This window comes from Corynebacterium sp. BF-R-2, assembly GCF_024586525.1.
Classification (GTDB): Bacteria; Actinomycetota; Actinomycetes; order Mycobacteriales; family Mycobacteriaceae; genus Corynebacterium; species Corynebacterium singulare.
Genome location: NZ_JAMFTP010000010.1, coordinates 78,172 through 94,396 on the forward strand (window position 1 = coordinate 78,172; position 16,225 = coordinate 94,396).

Here is a 16,225-nt window from a genome sequence, read left to right on the forward strand (position 1 = left end):
GCCCACGACGAAAGGGGCGCCGTCTTGGACGAACGCCCCTGTCACACAATCCAGATGTTAGGCCCAGCGCATGGCCGGACGCTTGCGCACGGTGCGCAAGAAAAGGACATGTCCCAAGCTCATGAGCGGAGGAGCACAGAGTATTCCAACAATGGGAATCAACATGAACAAGCTCATCAAGATCGAGAACAAGAGGTAGAAAAGGAACATTTGACCGAAGTTGTTCACGACAAGGTTCATCGATTCTTTAAAGCACTCACCAATACTCTTTTCGGGGTCTTCAGCTTTGATCACCGGTGCCGCCCAGAAAAGCACGGCCGCCACGATGCCCAGAACGATGGTAAAGCTACCGATAACAAGGGCAATCATATAGCAGATATACACACCGAAAATACCCTTGACGTTGCCACCCTTAAAGTAGTCGCCGAAAGAGACATTTTCCCCATTAGCAATCTTGCGTGAGGCGGAGACGCAGCCGGCATACATCCAAGCAGAGAGAAGAATCGCCAAGAAGTAAACAACGACCAAACCGAAAATGCTCAATGCCCCAAGGCCCGCAGCGCCACCGTCGGAAAAGGCGTCAGTCGCTGGGTCATACGACGTCGCGGCAGTAGACGCAGCACCAATGCTCACGACGAAAAGAGGCAGGAAAATCCCGATTCCCATCACTGCGAAGTAGGCAAGAGCGGCGAGAGCACCCGGCATAGGCTGCTTGAAATAACCCTTGAACGCCTGACCGATGGAATCCATGGCGTCGACCGGCGAGACGGTCAGACCACCTTGCTGCTGGTAACCCGCGCCATAGCCACCTTCCTGTTGGTAGCCCGCGCCATAGCCACCTTGCTGCTGGTATCCCTGACCGTATCCGTTGGGATCCTGGTACTCCTGACCGTACGTACCCTGGCTGGCACCGTAGGAGTTCTCCCCATACGAAGTTCCGCCGTAGTTCTTGTTGCCAAAGCTACTCTGGTCGGACCCATAGGAGCCATAGGTATTTCCACCGGTGGAGGCCCCGTTGCCGGATCCATAGGCTCCAGAACTGTTGTGGCCGTTGTTTCCGCCGTGCTGATCGCTGGACGGGTCTCTATTGCTATCAAAAGGGTTGGTCATGCGGAAAACACTAACGGCACCCTGTTAGGGGTGCCACATGAGACGGGGAATACTACCCCTTCCTACCTCAGAAGGGGTTAACGATATTTACACATTCTCACGCGATGCCGACCATTATTGTGCACCAACTTTCGGCTTGAACGAGGGACGGCCAGCTTCGAAATCCTCAATGTCCGCCTCGTTGCGCAGGGTAAGTCCAATATCGTCGAGGCCTTCCATGAGACGCCAGCGGGTGTAGTCATCGATGTCGAAGGTGTAGCTATTACCACCGACGGTTACAGTCCGAGCCTCCAAATCAACGCTCACCTGTGTCTCGCCGGACTCAAGCTGCTTCCAAATCAACTCGATGTCTTCCTGAGCCATGAGCCCGGTCAGGAGCCCAGCCTTGCCTGAGTTTCCACGGAAAATATCGGCAAACCGGGAAGAGAACACGGCCTTGAAACCATACTCCGCCAGTGCCCACACCGCGTGCTCGCGCGAGGAACCTGTGCCAAAGTCGGGGCCAGCGAAAAGCACGGAGCCATCTTTGAATTGGGGCTGGTTGAGTACGAAGTTCTCGTCTGAACGCCAGTTAGAAAACAGTCCCTCGGCAAAGCCAGTGCGCTTGACCGACTTGAGGTAGCGAGCCGGAATGATCTGATCAGTATCCACGTTCGAAGCGCGCAGCGGAACACCTACGCCAGTGTGATTTACGAACTTGTCCATTGTCTTCTGCTTTCTCCGATTCTTCCTTGTACTTCCTCGTCCCCTCTTAGGCGTCGATGTCTGCCGGTGACGCCAAGTGGCCCAGAACTGCGGTGGCTGCTGCAACAGCGGGCGAAACGAGATGGGTACGCCCGCCTGGGCCCTGTCGGCCTTCGAAATTGCGGTTGCTTGTCGACGCCGACCGCTCCCCCGGTTTCAACTGGTCCGGGTTCATACCTAGGCACATCGAGCAACCAGCCGTGCGCCATTCAGCACCGAAATCAGTGAAAATCTTGTCGAGGCCTTCCTCTTCCGCCTGCGCCTTCACAACGGCTGAGGAGGGCACGACCATCATGCGGGTGCCGTCAGCAATGCTGCGGCCCTTGACCACCTCAGCGGCCGCCCGCAGATCCTCGATTCGGGCATTCGTGCAGGAACCTAGGAAGACCGTATCGATCTCAATCTCACGCAGCGGGGTGCCGGGCTTGAGATCCATATAGGCCAAGGCCTTTTCGGTGGCTGCCTTGTCGCCTTCGTCACCAAAGGATTCCGGGTCCGGTACGGACGCACTCAGCGGCAGTCCCTGTCCCGGGTTGGTGCCCCAGGTTACGAATGGAGTCAGTGCAGAGCCGTCGATGTGGACGACGGTGTCGAACTCGGCGCCATCATCAGTAGGCAAGGTCTTCCAATACTCCACAGCAGCGTCCCAATCCTCACCCTTCGGTGCGAATTCGCGGCCCTTGACGTAGTCAAAGGTCGTCTCATCCGGAGCTACCATACCGGCGCGGGCGCCCGCCTCGATAGACATGTTGCAGATGGTCATGCGAGCTTCCATGGACATCTTACGGATGGCCTCGCCGCGGTACTCAATGATGTGGCCTTGGCCGCCACCGGTGCCAATCTTGGCGATGATAGCCAGGATAAGATCCTTAGCCGAAACGCCTTCTGCCAGCTCACCACTCACCTCGATAGCCATGGTCTTAAAGGGCTTCAGCGAGAGCGTCTGGGTGGCCATGACGTGCTCGACCTCTGAGGTGCCGATACCCATGGCAATGGAGCCAAACGCTCCATGCGTCGAGGTATGGGAGTCACCGCACACGATGGTCATGCCGGGCTGCGTGATACCCAGCTGCGGGCCAACGGTGTGAACGATGCCCTGCTGTGCATCCCCCATCGCATGAAGACGCACGCCGAACTCTTCGCAGTTCTTGCGCAACGTGGAGACCTGGGTACGGGAGATCTCATCCTTAATCTCCAGCAGATTGCCGGTCTTAATCCCCACGGTGGGAACGTTGTGGTCCTCTGTAGCCAAGTGCAGCTCAGGATGACGCATGGTACGCCCAGCCAAGCGCAGCCCATCGAAGGCTTGTGGGCTGGTAACTTCGTGAAGGAGCTGGAAGTCAATGTAAAGGAGATCGGGTTCGCCGTTCTCTCCCTTGCGCACGACGTGGTCGCGCCACACCTTCTCTGCCAATGTCAGTTTCGTAGTCATAAGCCTCTCCACTTGAAATCTCAATTAATGGGACGTAGATTTCATTATATGGGAGAGTATAGCGCAGTATCAGGAATAAAGGTATTGGATCGCGCCGTCGCCATCATGATGGCCGCGACCAACCGCCCCTCCACGCTCAATGAGCTCTGCGAGACTACTGGTTTACCACGGGCAACAGCCCACCGGCTCGCGACAGCACTCGAAGCACATCGCATTTTGACCCGCACCCCCGACGGGAAATGGGGCGCTGGCCCAGCCCTACCGGGCAACCGCGATCGCATTATCGAGACCGCCGGGCCCATCATGGAGGAGCTTCTTGCAGCCACCGGTGAGTCTGTGCAGCTCTATGAGCTCTCCGGCACGACACGCACGTGCATTGCCACCCGTGAGCCGGAATTTGGACTACACAATGTCGTGCCGGTGGGCCGCCAACTACCCCTAACGTCAGGTTCCGCCGCACGTATTTTCGCCGCTTTTGCGGATGTCCACGTTCCCGACGCCCTGTTTAGCGAGCAGGATGTGACTCTCGCGCGCGAGAATGGCTATTCCGAGTCAATCGAGGAGCGCGAATCCAATCTCGCATCCATTTCTGCCCCAGTATTTGAAGGTTCAGGCACCCTCATCGCTGTACTTTCAGTGTCCGGCTCAGCAGAACGTTTCCGCCCGTCTCCTGCGGAGAAGTTTGCGCCGATGCTTCTCGACGCCGCACAGCGGCTCAGCAACGCTCTAGCCCACGACGCGACTTAGGACGGGGAGCTCAAAGAGGGAAGCAGCGGCAACCGGGACGCTACAACCCCTAGGCCGATAGAGAAAATGAGCCCCCTCAGGCCCTCCGGCCCCCTGCTGCTCGTGGATGAAAATGCCTCTCCCCTCTCCCGAACAGCACGTACGAGGTTGGCCGGTTCCCTGTTCGGACGACGCGGCACGAAACCCTGATGTGGCAGTCGGGCTATTTCATCGGCATACGGCATGCGCGCATAGTTGGAGAAGGTCACTGTGCGGCCATTGCGGTCCGCCTCCGTAACTCCCTGGTAAATGCCCACCACCCCGGGTCGCCCTTGCAGAGAAACGGGACCTCCGCTATCCCCTGGAGACAGGGAAACTCCTGATGCGTAGTGCATCCCCGGAAAAACTCCAGGACCGCGAACGGTCGGTCCGCACTGACGTCCCGCGTAACGGCCGTCCATACACACAGTGGCGCCCTCGCCAGGAGGGGGCGCGATACCGTCACCGGTTAGCGGATTGCCACCGGAGGAGGTACCAGCTGCAAACTGAATGTAGGCAAGGTCGTGGCTAGCGGCGCCCGAGGGGCTAAACCATCGCAGGGTTCCCACGTGTTGCCCAGAATCGGTATACACCTGCCCACCATCGAGAGCACAGTGCGCCGAGGTCCATGCGCGAGTGGACTCTACGTAGCCAACGCTGCATTCTGCACCGTCAGACGTAATGATCTTCTGCCCTTGCGTGAGCTGGACGGTAGTTTCCGCAGCGACAGGCGCGGCGGCGATACCCAAGGCTAGTGCGCAAGACCCAGCGGCAGCCAGGAACCGGCTCGTCAGTCTCGTTGTCATGCGCTTACTGTAGCACCCCGCTACCCCCACTATTGAAACTGTACTGAAAATAGGATTAAATGAAAACAGATTGAAAACACTCGAACTCCCTAAGGAGGAGCCATGAGCCACACCATTCATGACGAGCACACCCACACCCACGGCGAGGGTTGCGGTCACGTCGCTTTCCAGCACGGCGACCACACCGACTACTCCCACGATGGCCACATCCACCGCGAGCACGAGGGCCACTGGGATGAATGCGAGCCTACCGAGCATCACGTTCACGAGGACCACGACCACGAGCACGGTGAGGGCTGTGGTCACGTCGCTATCCCGCACGGCGATCACGTTGACTACCTGCACGATGGCCACCGCCACGCTGCACACGACGGCCACTGGGACGATCACTAATCCACCCCTGCTCCCCCACGCTGTCCAGCCACACGGCTGGGCAGCGTTCCCCGTTTTGCACAGCAGCCCCGTTCGCACCCCGATAGGGTAGGTGCCATGACTTCGACCAAGACCCGCCGTCCATTCGCCGCCCTTGCAGCCGTTGCTGCAGCTGGCCTACTGGCTGCCGGCTGTTCATCTTCCGCGGACGTGGCATCGCCAACTCTCTCCACCGCCGCGGAACCGGCGTTTGAGAATACGTATCCGGCGTTCGAACCACTAAATGACGACTCCCAGGTCCGCGTCCCCAACACCCCCAAACCGACAATGCCAGGCGCTGCGCCCGCCGTCGAGGGGCCTAGTTCGATTCCCGTAGACAACGACGGCCAGGCTGCCCAGCACATACCGCAACAAGCTGGCGTACAAGCCACGAACCCCGCCCAAGAACCTAACAGCCGGCAGACCATTGAAGCCGCACGCGTAGGCTCAATAAACCATGTCTTTGAACAACTCCCCAAGGACAAGCCGAACGGCGCGAAGGTAAACGTTCACGGCACTCCTGCCACTATGTGTCTGATGGGTGATGGCTACAACATCACCTACGTGATGGCTGGCGAGAACACCAGCTGCGATTTCGCCCGTTCGACGGCTGGCAGGCTCATGGGGTCCACGCCGAGCCCCAAGGAGGATTTGCGCCGATACATGCCGGCACAGATCTTGGTCAATAGCCCGGTAACGCATCAAGACTATAACTTGGCCTGCCACATCGATGACCACGAAGTCGTCCGCTGCACCGGAGGAAATGGCGCCGAAGTGCTCATCGTCTAAGCCACAGAGAACAAGAGTGACACACGCTTCCGTGTGCCACTCTTACTTTTCGCACTTTCACGAAACTCCCCCCCACCAGCCCGAACCTCTGACCTGCAAATACGCTTGCACCACGGAATTTCGGAGCTTGCACCACAACTATGGAGCTACCAGCTTCAACGCGAGGCGTGAGTCCGAATGTGAATGGAGCCGCTACTCCATAAATTCAATCGAACCCTGCTTCTTGAAATTGACCGAGCGAGAGTATTCGTTTCCGCACTCATCAGTCCACGACACTTCCGCTTTGTAGTCGGATCCCCACACAGCGGCGTAGAAGAATGTGATCGAATCTCCAGGCTTCATCAACTCCGCAGTTCCATCATCATCTCTCGCTAACGGACTGTCGTTGATCACAGTCACGTTGTGCACTGTTCTACGGGACTTGTTGGTCACGCGGTAGAGATCTCCGACGTCCCAGGAGACTTCCCAAATGAACCTACTGGAATCGTCCTTCTGCAGCTGAGCGATAAGCTTCACGGAATCAGCATTTTCACGTGCCGCTTGCACGAGCTTGTCTTGCTGTTCAGCGATTTTCTCTTGCGCCTCGGTCAAACGCTTTGCTACAGCATCGCGCTCGCTCTGCGCCTTTTCCGCAAGCTTCGACTGCTTTTTCTCACCCCACCACTTAATGAAGCCAAACAACCATCCTGCTACTGCGAGAGCAATAGTAACGCATAATTCCAGAGTCATGCGCTGAGTCTATTACAAATGTCCAGTCGAGAAACTACACCTATGTAGGTATCAAGACCCGAGGCGGACACCGCTAGGAATCCATGAATCTAGAGATCCGCAAGCCACTCCTTCACCGCCGCAAACCCCGTCACTTGCCACGCCGGCAATCTATCCCCCTCCCGCTCCGCTGCCATAGCACTCTGAATCAGCCAATGCAGATAGTTACGCCGCAGCTCTGTATGCCACAACTCCAGCGCCCCGCCAGCAAGCCCAGCTGGGTCATACGAGAACGTCAACAGGACTTCTGGGGACTGCACCCCGTATTCCTTGAGCACTTCACGCCCCTCCATCGCTGACCGCTCATCATTCATGGCCCACAGGAACAGGTCCTCGATGATGCCGCCGCAAAAAGAAGCAAGCTCCTTATCCTCGACCCCACCTGTCACTTGCTCAACGATTCACTGAGCCTGACCGGACTCGTACAGTCCCGTCCAACCGTCGAGCATGTCTCACGTCTCATGGAGTGCACGCTTCAAGCCAGTGATGAGGTCCTTGGCTCCTGGGTGGTGTTGCTCCATCAGGTCGAGATCCACGTGCGGGAGGTAAGGCCAGTACCGTCGAGCCGTGAGCAGATCATTCATCGCCACGATGTCAGGCGGGAACTCTGATTGTGGGATTGCGGCTTTGGTCTCGGCTCCGATAATCCCGAACCCATCGAAAGTAAATAAGGGTGCGGGCATACAAGCTCCTGCGTCGTAGGGACAGGAACGAGTATGCCGGATGGGAGCAGGATCAGCGAACAAGTGCGAAATAAGGGTCGGGGCCAAGCCCACTAAGGATTCACACACACTGCATTTCAGGTACGCACATGGCCGTATTTTAGCGTAAGCTGAAGTGAAGCATACTCTCAATCAGCGCCCTGGAAGGAGGATAAATTATGAATGAAGAGACTCCCAACGCTTGGGATTCCGAAGTCCGCTACGACTTAGATCCCCATCTAATTAGCGACTATTTTCTTGCGCTTGACGATGAGCGCAAAGATCCCGACGTCACTCAAATGAAGCTACACAAGTTGATGTATTTCGCTCAGGCAAACTACCTGGCAGGTACTGGAAGACGGCTTTTTGACTCGGATGTTCACGCTTTCGAACATGGGCCAATCATCGACAAAATCCGCGATGAATTCAAGAAATTCGGTCGACAGATTATCGTGGCCGCTGATGACGCCGTTGCGTTCAATGCCAAGCTTGACTCCTCTAGCCTGCCAGACTCAGTAAAAGCGTTTTTAGACACTATCTGGAATATGTTCGGAGATCTATCAGCTGCGCAGCTGCGCAACTTGTCACATCAAGATGCTCCTTGGGCAGACAACTATGTCAAGGGCGGATATAAGAACGAGATCAGTGATCAAGAAATGCAGTACTGGTACAGGCAGCCTCGATCACGAGATCGACAGGCATATCCACCAAACGTCTATCTGTTCACGGAAGCTGATACCAAAACCTTTGACATAGAGTTTACGGACCAGGATATCGACGCAATTCTCGCAGATCTATGACAATTCCTTGGACGCATGTAGAGCCGAGAAATAACACGAATCAAATAGGCAGCTTTAGTTCCGGCGAGCCGATAATCGATAATTGGTTTCATCAAAATTCGGCGCAGGAACACGCCAACAATAGGGTCATCACCCACGTTTGTGTCGATAATGTAGGTCAAGTGGTCGGCTTTTTCTCCCACACCTCGGTGGTCTGCAGGTTCGATGGAGAGTCAAATTCTCTCCGCAAGACTTATTGCTCAAGGGATGAGTTCGACGCTCCGGCAATTCTTTTGGCCAAAATGGGTCTAGCAACAGGACTTCAAGGTCAGAAACACGGGAGACGATTGTGTCTTCAAGCTCTAGGCAAAATCAGTCAGGTAGCCGCTGCGGCAGGAGTCCGATTGCTTGTTGTCGATGCTCTCAACAATGGGCTTGTGCCCTTTTATCAGTCTGTGGGATTTCGTTCTTTGAATGCTCAGCCCACTCGGTTAGTGATGAAAACATCAAACGCGGCCAAACTATCTTCTAAAGCCAAAAGTGCTAGCGAAATTATATGAATCACTTTCGCGCCTGCCCCTATTTCTCCCGATTGCACATAAATTCGTCATGCGAAGTCACAGACACGCTCCCTAAACCAACCGCAGCCCCTCGGCACGTCCGTCTCCATGAAACAGCCCCCGCACCGCCACCAGTGTAGGAGCCACAACTCTGTCCTTTCTGACCCCGTGTCGCCGTGAAGCAGTACCTAGAAGCCACTAAGGACCGGCCAACTAACCCCGGATCTCGGGTGCCTAAACCCACCACCGATCCGTCACGCACGACACCCTCCCACCGCAGCTACAAATGTTCATGACACCCGCGCAACAGCCAACTCAGCCGTGATACTCACCGTCCGGGAACGCCTCAGGCCACGTGCTCTCATCCTCACCAAGTACACCGATGATCTTTTCAATGAGTCCCGCGTGAGCTTTCAAATCAAGTGCCGGTGGGGTCGGCATTGCCAGATTGTGCCGAGGATCAAACGTGTCGAGATACTTCTCAGCCCACGTAATCCATGGACTTTCAGGCTCATTTCGCTGTATGAAATCGACGTAATCACGTACTGCTTCAAACTGTTTCAACTCTTGAGAACGCTTGTGTAACACATCGAAATAGAAGTCCTTCGCAACAGTTTTCGCCGCGATGCCCTGAGCAAATTCAGCCTGCCGCTCCCTAAGTTCTTCTCGCCGTCGTGAGATTTCAGAATCAACTCCGTACCAAAAATCTCTTACTCGCAGCGACATGAAATAGCGCTCGATTCCGTTTTCGATTCCGTTCGGATTGCGTTTTGTATCGTGCGCGCCCAGGCCGTAACCGACTTCGATTGTCAGCTGCCCATTGGGAATGTGATTGTAGAAACGGCGCATCGGCTCACCCTTATGCCACCGATTATGCTTCTCGGTTTCTTCTTTGGTCGGCTCGCGCTCAGACTTGTCGTAGCCTTCTTTGATTAAAACCTTCGACAAGCTGCCAATACCCGCCGAAACTCCACGCACAATTGTTTTCTTCGACCAGTCGTTGTACCACTGATCGACTTCCACAGTGCCGCCGTACAACTCAAACAACGTGAAGACGACATGCAACACCCGCTTCGCACGCGCATAAACGTCAGGGCTGAGTTTTTCTTTACGCCATTCAAAAGTCGTTTTCACGGCGGGATGGTACTTAGCAACCCTCTTCTCACCGCGAATCAATTCCCGCCAATCAGGAAGTCGCAACGGCTCAAGTTGAAGCTTTCCCACTTTGAAACTGCCCTGTGTTCGCCAGTAGCCTGGCTGTGTTGCGACATAGTCATAGATAATATTTGACTCAGGGTCGCCATAGTTCTTGATCAATGTTTTCCCGACCGGAATCCAAATTCGTTTCAACTCAGATTCACTCGCCGCACACCAGAAAGCGTCAAGATCCGACTGCTCAATTGCACTCAACACTTTCTGTACGTAAGGCTCTAGATCAATCTTCGGCTCAGGTGGCGCGAGTGGTTTCACAGGAACGTGAGGGTGTGAGACAGGCATAGACGAAGCCGCGCCCTTCCCTCGCCTCTTCACGAACAGAGCTTCAGTCCCATCGTGAACACGCTCACCGCGCTTCGTTGCAACCGCTTTCCATGCTGCACCACGACCCGAAATCTTGACCAGACCGTGCCCCTCCAACATGCGTGCTGTGGTCTTGAATGTCTCGTAAGGCGGGTTGCCGACACACCCGTCCACGATCCATTTAAGAACCTTCTTTTGCCGTTCGGTGAGTTCTTTCGCAGCCATGCACCTATTATCACGCAAATGAATTGAAGCGTCCTGGGTTTAGTTCCTACCTCAGCTAAGGAAGGATTGAACTATGCCTAGAAAGTATTCCGTCGAGTTCAAGGAGAAGGCGGTCCATCAGATCATCGAAATGGTCCGCCTGGAGTCTTGCTCACTGCAACGCGCCTACACGGAGGTCGGTGAGCTGCTTGGAGTATCTCACCACACGTTGCGGGCTTGGTACCGTGACAGTGCCTCAGTACGTGATGACTCTAACGCTTCAGGCGGCGAAACAATGGAAGAAGCCTGCGGAGCGTCAGTCAATAAAAGCCGGCCAGATATCACCAAAGCTGCCACATTCACCCAGTTCATCTAGCACTGCACCACCACAACCTCACTGGAGGCCTTGGCCAAACACAATGGTGTCAGTGCGTCAACGATGAAACGACGCTTTAGCTGGTGCTGGCTCGTTGATGTTCCCGATCCCACTATCGGGCATACAGGCCGAATCTACGACCAAGTCTTCATCGACGGCACCTACACCACCAGCGGATGCTTAATCGTCGCCGCCACCGTCGACCACGTCATCGCCTGGCACTAGTGCAAACACGAAACCACCCACCCTTACAAACAGCTTTTGGAACGCATCCCAGCACCGTTCATCGCAGTCATCGATGGCGGTCAAGGAGCTGCCAGCGCTATCAAACAATGCTGGACTACCACTGTCATTCAACGCTGCCTAGTGCATGCTCAACGCGTGGTACGCCGCTACACCACCTCACGCCCACGCACAGATGCCGGGCGCGCAATCTACCGGATAGCACTCAAACTCGGCGTATTACCACGATTGAGCAAGCGGGCCAATGGGCAGCTCAACTACATGAATTCGCCACGGTCTACCGCAGTTGGTGAGACGAAACGACGCTTGTCAAAGGCCCTCAGACAGGCCGCTGGACGCGCACCTGGACCCATGCCAATGTGCGCAAGGCTTACAACAGTTTGAACCACCTCTGGCGCAGCAACCTGCTGATTGTCTACCTCACCCCACCCGACGGAGTCCTTGATGCACACCGGATCAAAGCCACCACCAACAGCCTTGAAGGCGGTATCAACTCCCAGCTGAAACTACTAGCGAGAACACACCGCGGAAGACGCGGAGAACACCAACGACGAATGCTGGAGTGGTGGCTGTATCTAAAAACAGAACTGCCCGACGATCCCATAGAAATCGCCAGGCAACCCAACTGGGGCCAGGACCAACTCGCCAAAGTAGAACCCCTGACCCACAACGAGAACCAAGCCGACCACGAAACAGGACGACCAGCCCTCTATGACAACGCTATCGACACCAACTACACCCACTCAATCGGCATCCAAAAAGGCCAAATCTAACCCCAACGACACGCCGACCAGACACACATTTTGACCCTTAACCCAAAAATATCGCCGTATCTCTGTTGCTTTTGAGCACCATGAATCGAGCAAGACAAGCAAACTCCCGATTCTCAGTAACGAGAATCGGGAGTTAGATTGGCGATTGTCGGTTTCGTGAACTTCGCAGTTCAGAAACGTGAAACCGCCCTTTTGTACCCCGTACGGGATTTGAACCCGTGTTACCGGCGTGAGAGGCCGGCGTCCTAGGCCGCTAGACGAACGGGGCTCGCTTAGCTGTCCGTTGCGGACTTGCTAAACACTATAGGATCCCCGAAAGTTTGCACAAATCGGCAGCTAAAAGCACCTTTACAAAGATAAAATCCCGAACCTCGTCGCCCTGTTGCGGCTGCGATGCCAGCTAGCATTCTCTAAGACCCTGGGCGGATCGAATCAGTGGTTATTCCGCGGGCGTGCCGTGGGCAGCTGGGGCCGGAATGCTCGTGCGCATCGCTGGAGGTTCGGGAGGACGCGTGCGCTAACAGCATGTGGGGCAGGGCTCCTACTTCGCTCGAATGTTGGTGTTGAGAAGTTATGGATTATGGCAGTGCCGCCCATTACCGTCTGCTAGAGTCGCGTCGGCGATAGTGATGATTATCTGCTTCCGCCATCCGCTCTCCTTTCTTTCCGGGAATGTGTTGTATCTGCAGTGTATGCCCCTCACTGACACACCGGAAGCACGTAGACCAATTGGGCGCTGGTTTGCCCCCTGGTACGGCAGCTCACACCCTACCCACCGCAGACATAAGACGTGCCGGTATGGGGTATGACCAGACCACTGACACCACTTCATCGCGTCTGCAACCGCCCCCTCCTCCATTTCGCTCCATCGTCACCCACTTACTTGCACCAGCTGCAAGCGTTAGACTTGCGCCAGTTGCAAGTGTTAGACTTGCATCAGTTGCAAGTGTTAGACTTGCACTAGCTGCAAGTAAGAAAAGGTGAGGAGATGAACGATGAACTACGAGAACAATGAGAACAACGAGTTTAAGGTCATTCAAGAAGCCCACAAGCGCACCGCTTGGGCTCAGAGCCCATGGGCAGTAGCGATTGTTGCTCTCGGCACCGGATGCGGACTTGCGCTAACCAAGCTGTCCTGGTGGTACGGCCTTGCAGTATTAATCCCGATGTTTGTTGTGGGCTATCTCCTCAAGGACAAGATTGCCAACCCTTTCGTTCGACTCGATCCCAACAGAGGACCGAGCAACGATCGCGCGATGTGGTCACGAGTACTGCTGTTGGGTGCCATGCTCTTCTCCACCACACCCACGCCGGATTCGTGGCCGTGGATGGTTGTCTGCGGCGTCGTTGTTTCTGCAGCCACCGCATGGATGTTGTATGAAAACCGCAACGCCGCCGTTGAGGGCATCAATGCCTGAGCAACCTGCGCAGCACTCGGCCAAGCTAGATCCGGTCATCCATCCTATTAATCGGCTCAAAATCTGTGCCACGTTGTTCTCTGCAGGTGCTACCAACGGCCGACAAATGAAATACAGCCTGCTTGCTGAGTTCACGGAGCTTCCCGCCGATACACTATCGAAACAGTTGAAGCATCTTGATGACAATGGCTATACCACCCGTACCCGTGAGTACGGCTCCACGCGCGCGAAGGATGCCGTGTGGGTCGCACTTACTGAAACAGGAACACAGGCCTACACGCAGCACGTGAAGGCGCTCAAAGCCATGACAGAGGGGTTATAGACTGCGCAGCCATTGTGCGACGTGCTCATACAGTTGTGGAAACTCAGTAAAGCCATCTCTTTCGAGGAAATGCCCTCCGTTCTCAACGGTAATAAGGGCGGCCGAGAGGACACCAGCAAGTTGCTGTGTGAGGGCTGGGTCCACGAGGACATCGTTCGTGGAAACGACGACCTCAGTGTGAGCAACGTGGGGTTTCACTCTGGGCAGGTCAACGTGCGCCTGGCCAATAAATTCATCGAGCTCTGGAATGACGCGAAGCTTCTCCACGAACCCGGAGACAATAAAGAGCCCTGGAAGCTCCCACTCGCCTTCCAGTGCGGTGAGGTAGTGCAGCAGCGCTATGCCGCCAAGACTGTGCGTAATGAAACAGGTGTCAGCACTGGGACGAGCGATGACTCGACCAATCGCTTCGACCCATTCATCGAGCTCCGGAGCATTCGAGTGCGGCAATGCAATCGTGTGAACCGTGTGCCCATCGGCAGAAAGCTGCTGCTCGAGCCACGGGAACCAGTGACTCTCCGGACTGGCTTGATATCCATGAACAATGTAAAAGTGCATGGCACCGATACTAAAACAAAAAAGAGCGGCAAGCTCTGAAAGCTTGCCGCTCTACGCGGTACCCCGTACGGGATTTGAACCCGTGTTACCGGCGTGAGAGGCCGGCGTCCTAGGCCGCTAGACGAACGGGGCATAGAACTGTGACAACATAGTTTGACGCGAGTTACTGCGTTAAATCGCTATCACTGCTGGCCTACCAGGACTCGAACCTAGAATGACGGTACCAGAAACCGTTGTGTTGCCAATTACACCATAGGCCATCATTGCGGTGAACCTGCTTGGGATTTCCCCTCGCCGCTCGCTGCAACGGTTTATAACTATATCCAGCACACACGATCCACACAAATCGCCAGGCCAGAAAGGATTTTCGGGGTGTAGAGAACCATCTCCAACGCCCCGAAATTACATCCCTGTGAGATGAACCAGGAGGGCTACTCAGCACTCCACGGAGTCACGGCCAAAGCGGCCTTGAGTCGAGCCAACGTGGACTCCTTGCCCAGAAGCTCCATGGACTCAAACAGCGGCGGAGACACCTGCTGGCCCGAGATAGCTACACGCAGGGCGCCGTAGGCTTTGCGGGGCTTGAGGCCGAGGTCGTCGATAAGCGCGGCGGAGAGAACCTTTTCAATCTCCTCCGTCTTCCACTCCCCGAGCTCCTCAAGTTTGGCAATGGAGACCTCGAGCGGCTGCACAGCGTCATCCTTCAGGTTCTTCTTCGCAGCCTTTTCATCGAGCGCGAGGTCCGCATCCGGAGTGGTGAGGAAGGACATGAGGCCGTAGGCATCCGAAAGTGTCTTGATACGCGTTTGCACCAAGTCGGCGACGAAAGCGAACTTCTCCTCCGGGTAATCCGCCGGGAAGTCGGTGTACTCAGTGAGGTACGCGCGCAGACGCTCGGCGAAGTCCTCCGGCTTGAGCAAGCGGATGTGGTCGGCGTTGATGGCCTCCAGTTTTTTCTGGTCAAAACGGGCCGGGTTACCCAGCACGTCGTGGACATCGAAGTTGGCAATGAGCTCGTCCACGGAGAAGATGTCCTGGTCCGCAGACAACGACCATCCCAGAAGCGACAGATAATTGAGCATGCCCTCCGGGATGATGCCGGCGTCACGGTGGTTGAACAGGTTCGACTGCGGGTCACGCTTGGACAGTTTCTTGTTGCCCTCACCCATCACGAAGGGAAGGTGGCCAAACTCCGGAGTCTGCTTAGCAATACCCAGCTCAATAAGTGCCTCATAGAGGGCAAGCTGGCGCGGCGTGGAGGACAGTAGGTCCTCACCACGCAGGACGTGCGTGATGCCCATGAGGGCGTCATCGACAGGGTTGACCAGCGTATAGAGCGGAGCACCGTTGGAGCGGGCAACCACGTAGTCCGGCTGAGTCTCTGATTTGAACGTCATCTCCCCACGGACAAGGTCTGTCCAGGACCAGTCCTTATCCGGCATGCGCAGGCGCCACACGGGCTTGCGGCCTTCAGCCTCAAAAGCGTCGATCTGCTCCTGGGTCAAGTCACGGTCAAAGTTGTCGTAGCCCAGCTGTGGGTCGCGGCCGGCAGCCTTGTGGCGCTCCTGGACTTCCTCATTGGTGGAGTACGCCGGATAGACGTAGCCGCCATCCTTGAGCTTCTGCAGAACCTCAGCGTAGATATCCATGCGCTGGGACTGGCGGTAAGGCTCATCAGGACCACCCACGTTGACACCTTCATCCCAGCCCAGGCCTAGCCAGTTCAGGGAGTCGATGATGGCCTGGTAGGACTCCTCAGAGTCGCGAGCAGCATCGGTGTCCTCGATGCGGAAGATGAGCTTTCCGCCAGTGTGGCGAGCGTAAGCCCAGTTGAACAGCGCCGTGCGGACCATGCCCACGTGGGGCGTACCGGTAGGTGAAGGACAAAAACGTACGCGGACGTCGGAAGTTGTTTCAGTCATGACCTCCATCGTAGTTCAGGGCTGCT

The 16,225-nt window shown here is 55.8% G+C and carries 16 protein-coding genes, 3 tRNA genes and 2 pseudogenes; 8 read left to right on the forward strand and 13 right to left on the reverse strand.

The features are described 5' to 3' along the window. Positions 1-57: 57 nt before the first annotated feature. The 3 genes from M5J09_RS08485 to leuC all read right to left on the reverse strand — a co-directional run bounded on the left by M5J09_RS08485 (position 58) and on the right by leuC (position 3,286). The gene (locus M5J09_RS08485) at positions 58-1,110 is read right to left on the reverse strand and encodes a hypothetical protein (protein ID WP_257157559.1); all 1,053 of its coding nucleotides are present in this window, start codon (positions 1,108-1,110) and stop codon (positions 58-60) included. Between the two features lie 114 nt (positions 1,111-1,224). Continuing rightward, the gene (gene leuD, locus M5J09_RS08490; protein ID WP_070536572.1) at positions 1,225-1,815 is read right to left on the reverse strand and encodes a 3-isopropylmalate dehydratase small subunit; all 591 of its coding nucleotides are present in this window, start codon (positions 1,813-1,815) and stop codon (positions 1,225-1,227) included. A gap of 46 nt (positions 1,816-1,861) precedes the next feature. Continuing rightward, positions 1,862-3,286, reverse strand: coding sequence for a 3-isopropylmalate dehydratase large subunit (gene leuC / locus M5J09_RS08495; RefSeq protein WP_070536574.1), 1,425 nt, complete (start codon positions 3,284-3,286; stop codon positions 1,862-1,864). A 48-nt stretch (positions 3,287-3,334) separates the two neighbouring features. Here leuC and M5J09_RS08500 point away from each other — a divergent pair, with 48 nt between their 5' ends. Continuing rightward, positions 3,335-4,033 carry an IclR family transcriptional regulator gene (locus M5J09_RS08500; RefSeq protein ID WP_070536576.1) on the forward strand — a complete coding sequence of 233 codons (699 nt, stop codon included), beginning with the start codon at positions 3,335-3,337 and terminating at the stop codon, positions 4,031-4,033. Here the strand turns inward: M5J09_RS08500 and M5J09_RS08505 are convergent. Next, positions 4,030-4,857, reverse strand: coding sequence for a S1 family peptidase (locus M5J09_RS08505; protein WP_257157560.1), 828 nt, complete (start codon positions 4,855-4,857; stop codon positions 4,030-4,032). The two genes, M5J09_RS08500 and M5J09_RS08505, sit on opposite strands and share 4 nt — an antisense overlap. 102 nt (positions 4,858-4,959) lie before the next feature. Here M5J09_RS08505 and M5J09_RS08510 point away from each other — a divergent pair, with 102 nt between their 5' ends. Continuing rightward, the gene (locus tag M5J09_RS08510; protein WP_257157561.1) at positions 4,960-5,250 is read left to right on the forward strand and encodes a hypothetical protein; all 291 of its coding nucleotides are present in this window, start codon (positions 4,960-4,962) and stop codon (positions 5,248-5,250) included. Positions 5,251-5,346: 96 nt separating this feature from the next. After that, a complete protein-coding gene (locus tag M5J09_RS08515) occupies positions 5,347-6,057 on the forward strand; it encodes a hypothetical protein (protein WP_257157562.1) in 711 nt (236 codons plus the stop codon). A gap of 192 nt (positions 6,058-6,249) precedes the next feature. On the opposite strand, the gene M5J09_RS08520 is transcribed toward M5J09_RS08515, so the two are convergent. The 3 genes from M5J09_RS08520 to M5J09_RS08530 form a co-directional block, all read right to left on the reverse strand. Beyond that, positions 6,250-6,786, reverse strand: coding sequence for an aminoacyltransferase (locus M5J09_RS08520; protein ID WP_257157563.1), 537 nt, complete (start codon positions 6,784-6,786; stop codon positions 6,250-6,252). An 89-nt stretch (positions 6,787-6,875) separates the two neighbouring features. Further along, positions 6,876-7,214 carry a hypothetical protein gene (locus M5J09_RS08525; RefSeq protein ID WP_257157564.1) on the reverse strand — a complete coding sequence of 113 codons (339 nt, stop codon included), beginning with the start codon at positions 7,212-7,214 and terminating at the stop codon, positions 6,876-6,878. A gap of 63 nt (positions 7,215-7,277) precedes the next feature. Next, positions 7,278-7,508, reverse strand: a complete 231-nt coding sequence (locus M5J09_RS08530) for a hypothetical protein (protein ID WP_257157565.1) — start codon at positions 7,506-7,508, stop codon at positions 7,278-7,280. Positions 7,509-7,705: 197 nt separating this feature from the next. On the opposite strand from M5J09_RS08530, the gene M5J09_RS08535 reads away from it, so the two are divergent. Beyond that, positions 7,706-8,326, forward strand: coding sequence for a Panacea domain-containing protein (locus tag M5J09_RS08535; RefSeq protein WP_257157566.1), 621 nt, complete (start codon positions 7,706-7,708; stop codon positions 8,324-8,326). A gap of 854 nt (positions 8,327-9,180) precedes the next feature. Here the strand turns inward: M5J09_RS08535 and M5J09_RS08540 are convergent. Beyond that, the gene (locus M5J09_RS08540) at positions 9,181-10,608 is read right to left on the reverse strand and encodes a hypothetical protein (protein ID WP_257157567.1); all 1,428 of its coding nucleotides are present in this window, start codon (positions 10,606-10,608) and stop codon (positions 9,181-9,183) included. 73 nt (positions 10,609-10,681) lie between these two features. Between M5J09_RS08540 and M5J09_RS13320 the strand changes: the two are divergent. Together M5J09_RS13320 and M5J09_RS08545 are read left to right on the forward strand one after the other, a co-directional pair. Next, positions 10,682-10,891 (forward strand): annotated as a pseudogene (locus tag M5J09_RS13320) (transposase); the annotation flags it as partial. Next, positions 10,883-11,979, forward strand: a pseudogene (locus M5J09_RS08545) (IS1249 family transposase). The pseudogenes M5J09_RS13320 and M5J09_RS08545, both read left to right, overlap by 9 nt. A gap of 195 nt (positions 11,980-12,174) precedes the next feature. Here the strand turns inward: M5J09_RS08545 and M5J09_RS08550 are convergent. Then, positions 12,175-12,247, reverse strand: a tRNA-Glu gene (locus M5J09_RS08550). Positions 12,248-12,974: 727 nt separating this feature from the next. On the opposite strand from M5J09_RS08550, the gene M5J09_RS08555 reads away from it, so the two are divergent. Together M5J09_RS08555 and M5J09_RS08560 are read left to right on the forward strand one after the other, a co-directional pair. Beyond that, positions 12,975-13,397 carry a hypothetical protein gene (locus M5J09_RS08555; protein WP_257157568.1) on the forward strand — a complete coding sequence of 141 codons (423 nt, stop codon included), beginning with the start codon at positions 12,975-12,977 and terminating at the stop codon, positions 13,395-13,397. Continuing rightward, a complete protein-coding gene (locus M5J09_RS08560; protein WP_257157569.1) occupies positions 13,390-13,719 on the forward strand; it encodes a transcriptional regulator in 330 nt (109 codons plus the stop codon). The genes M5J09_RS08555 and M5J09_RS08560 overlap by 8 nt, the downstream gene beginning before the upstream one ends. Here M5J09_RS08560 and M5J09_RS08565 read toward each other — a convergent pair. The 4 genes from M5J09_RS08565 to gltX form a co-directional block, all read right to left on the reverse strand. Continuing rightward, the gene (locus M5J09_RS08565; protein ID WP_257157570.1) at positions 13,714-14,277 is read right to left on the reverse strand and encodes an alpha/beta hydrolase; all 564 of its coding nucleotides are present in this window, start codon (positions 14,275-14,277) and stop codon (positions 13,714-13,716) included. The two genes, M5J09_RS08560 and M5J09_RS08565, sit on opposite strands and share 6 nt — an antisense overlap. A 59-nt stretch (positions 14,278-14,336) precedes the next feature. Further along, positions 14,337-14,409: transfer RNA gene (locus M5J09_RS08570), tRNA-Glu, on the reverse strand. Positions 14,410-14,465: 56 nt separating this feature from the next. Continuing rightward, a tRNA-Gln gene (locus M5J09_RS08575) sits at positions 14,466-14,537 on the reverse strand. Positions 14,538-14,708: 171 nt separating this feature from the next. Further along, positions 14,709-16,208: a glutamate--tRNA ligase gene (gltX, locus tag M5J09_RS08580; RefSeq protein ID WP_257157571.1), complete on the reverse strand. Its 1,500-nt coding sequence runs from the start codon at positions 16,206-16,208 to the stop codon at positions 14,709-14,711. Between the last annotated feature and the right edge of the window lie 17 nt (positions 16,209-16,225).

Bases quoted from the DNA above. Each gene is read 5' to 3' on its own strand.
- M5J09_RS08485 (WP_257157559.1), bottom strand. From the start codon at position 1,110: ATGACCAACCCTTTTGATAGCAATAGAGACCCGTCCAGCGATCAGCAC.
- leuD (WP_070536572.1), bottom strand. From the start codon at position 1,815: ATGGACAAGTTCGTAAATCACACTGGCGTAGGTGTTCCGCTGCGCGCT.
- leuC (WP_070536574.1), bottom strand. From the start codon at position 3,286: ATGACTACGAAACTGACATTGGCAGAGAAGGTGTGGCGCGACCACGTC.
- M5J09_RS08500 (WP_070536576.1), top strand. From the start codon at position 3,335: ATGGGAGAGTATAGCGCAGTATCAGGAATAAAGGTATTGGATCGCGCC.
- M5J09_RS08505 (WP_257157560.1), bottom strand. From the start codon at position 4,857: ATGACAACGAGACTGACGAGCCGGTTCCTGGCTGCCGCTGGGTCTTGC.
- M5J09_RS08510 (WP_257157561.1), top strand. From the start codon at position 4,960: ATGAGCCACACCATTCATGACGAGCACACCCACACCCACGGCGAGGGT.
- M5J09_RS08515 (WP_257157562.1), top strand. From the start codon at position 5,347: ATGACTTCGACCAAGACCCGCCGTCCATTCGCCGCCCTTGCAGCCGTT.
- M5J09_RS08520 (WP_257157563.1), bottom strand. From the start codon at position 6,786: ATGACTCTGGAATTATGCGTTACTATTGCTCTCGCAGTAGCAGGATGG.
- M5J09_RS08530 (WP_257157565.1), bottom strand. From the start codon at position 7,508: ATGCCCGCACCCTTATTTACTTTCGATGGGTTCGGGATTATCGGAGCC.
- M5J09_RS08535 (WP_257157566.1), top strand. From the start codon at position 7,706: ATGAATGAAGAGACTCCCAACGCTTGGGATTCCGAAGTCCGCTACGAC.
- M5J09_RS08540 (WP_257157567.1), bottom strand. From the start codon at position 10,608: ATGGCTGCGAAAGAACTCACCGAACGGCAAAAGAAGGTTCTTAAATGG.
- M5J09_RS08555 (WP_257157568.1), top strand. From the start codon at position 12,975: ATGAACTACGAGAACAATGAGAACAACGAGTTTAAGGTCATTCAAGAA.
- M5J09_RS08560 (WP_257157569.1), top strand. From the start codon at position 13,390: ATGCCTGAGCAACCTGCGCAGCACTCGGCCAAGCTAGATCCGGTCATC.
- M5J09_RS08565 (WP_257157570.1), bottom strand. From the start codon at position 14,277: ATGCACTTTTACATTGTTCATGGATATCAAGCCAGTCCGGAGAGTCAC.
- gltX (WP_257157571.1), bottom strand. From the start codon at position 16,208: ATGGAGGTCATGACTGAAACAACTTCCGACGTCCGCGTACGTTTTTGT.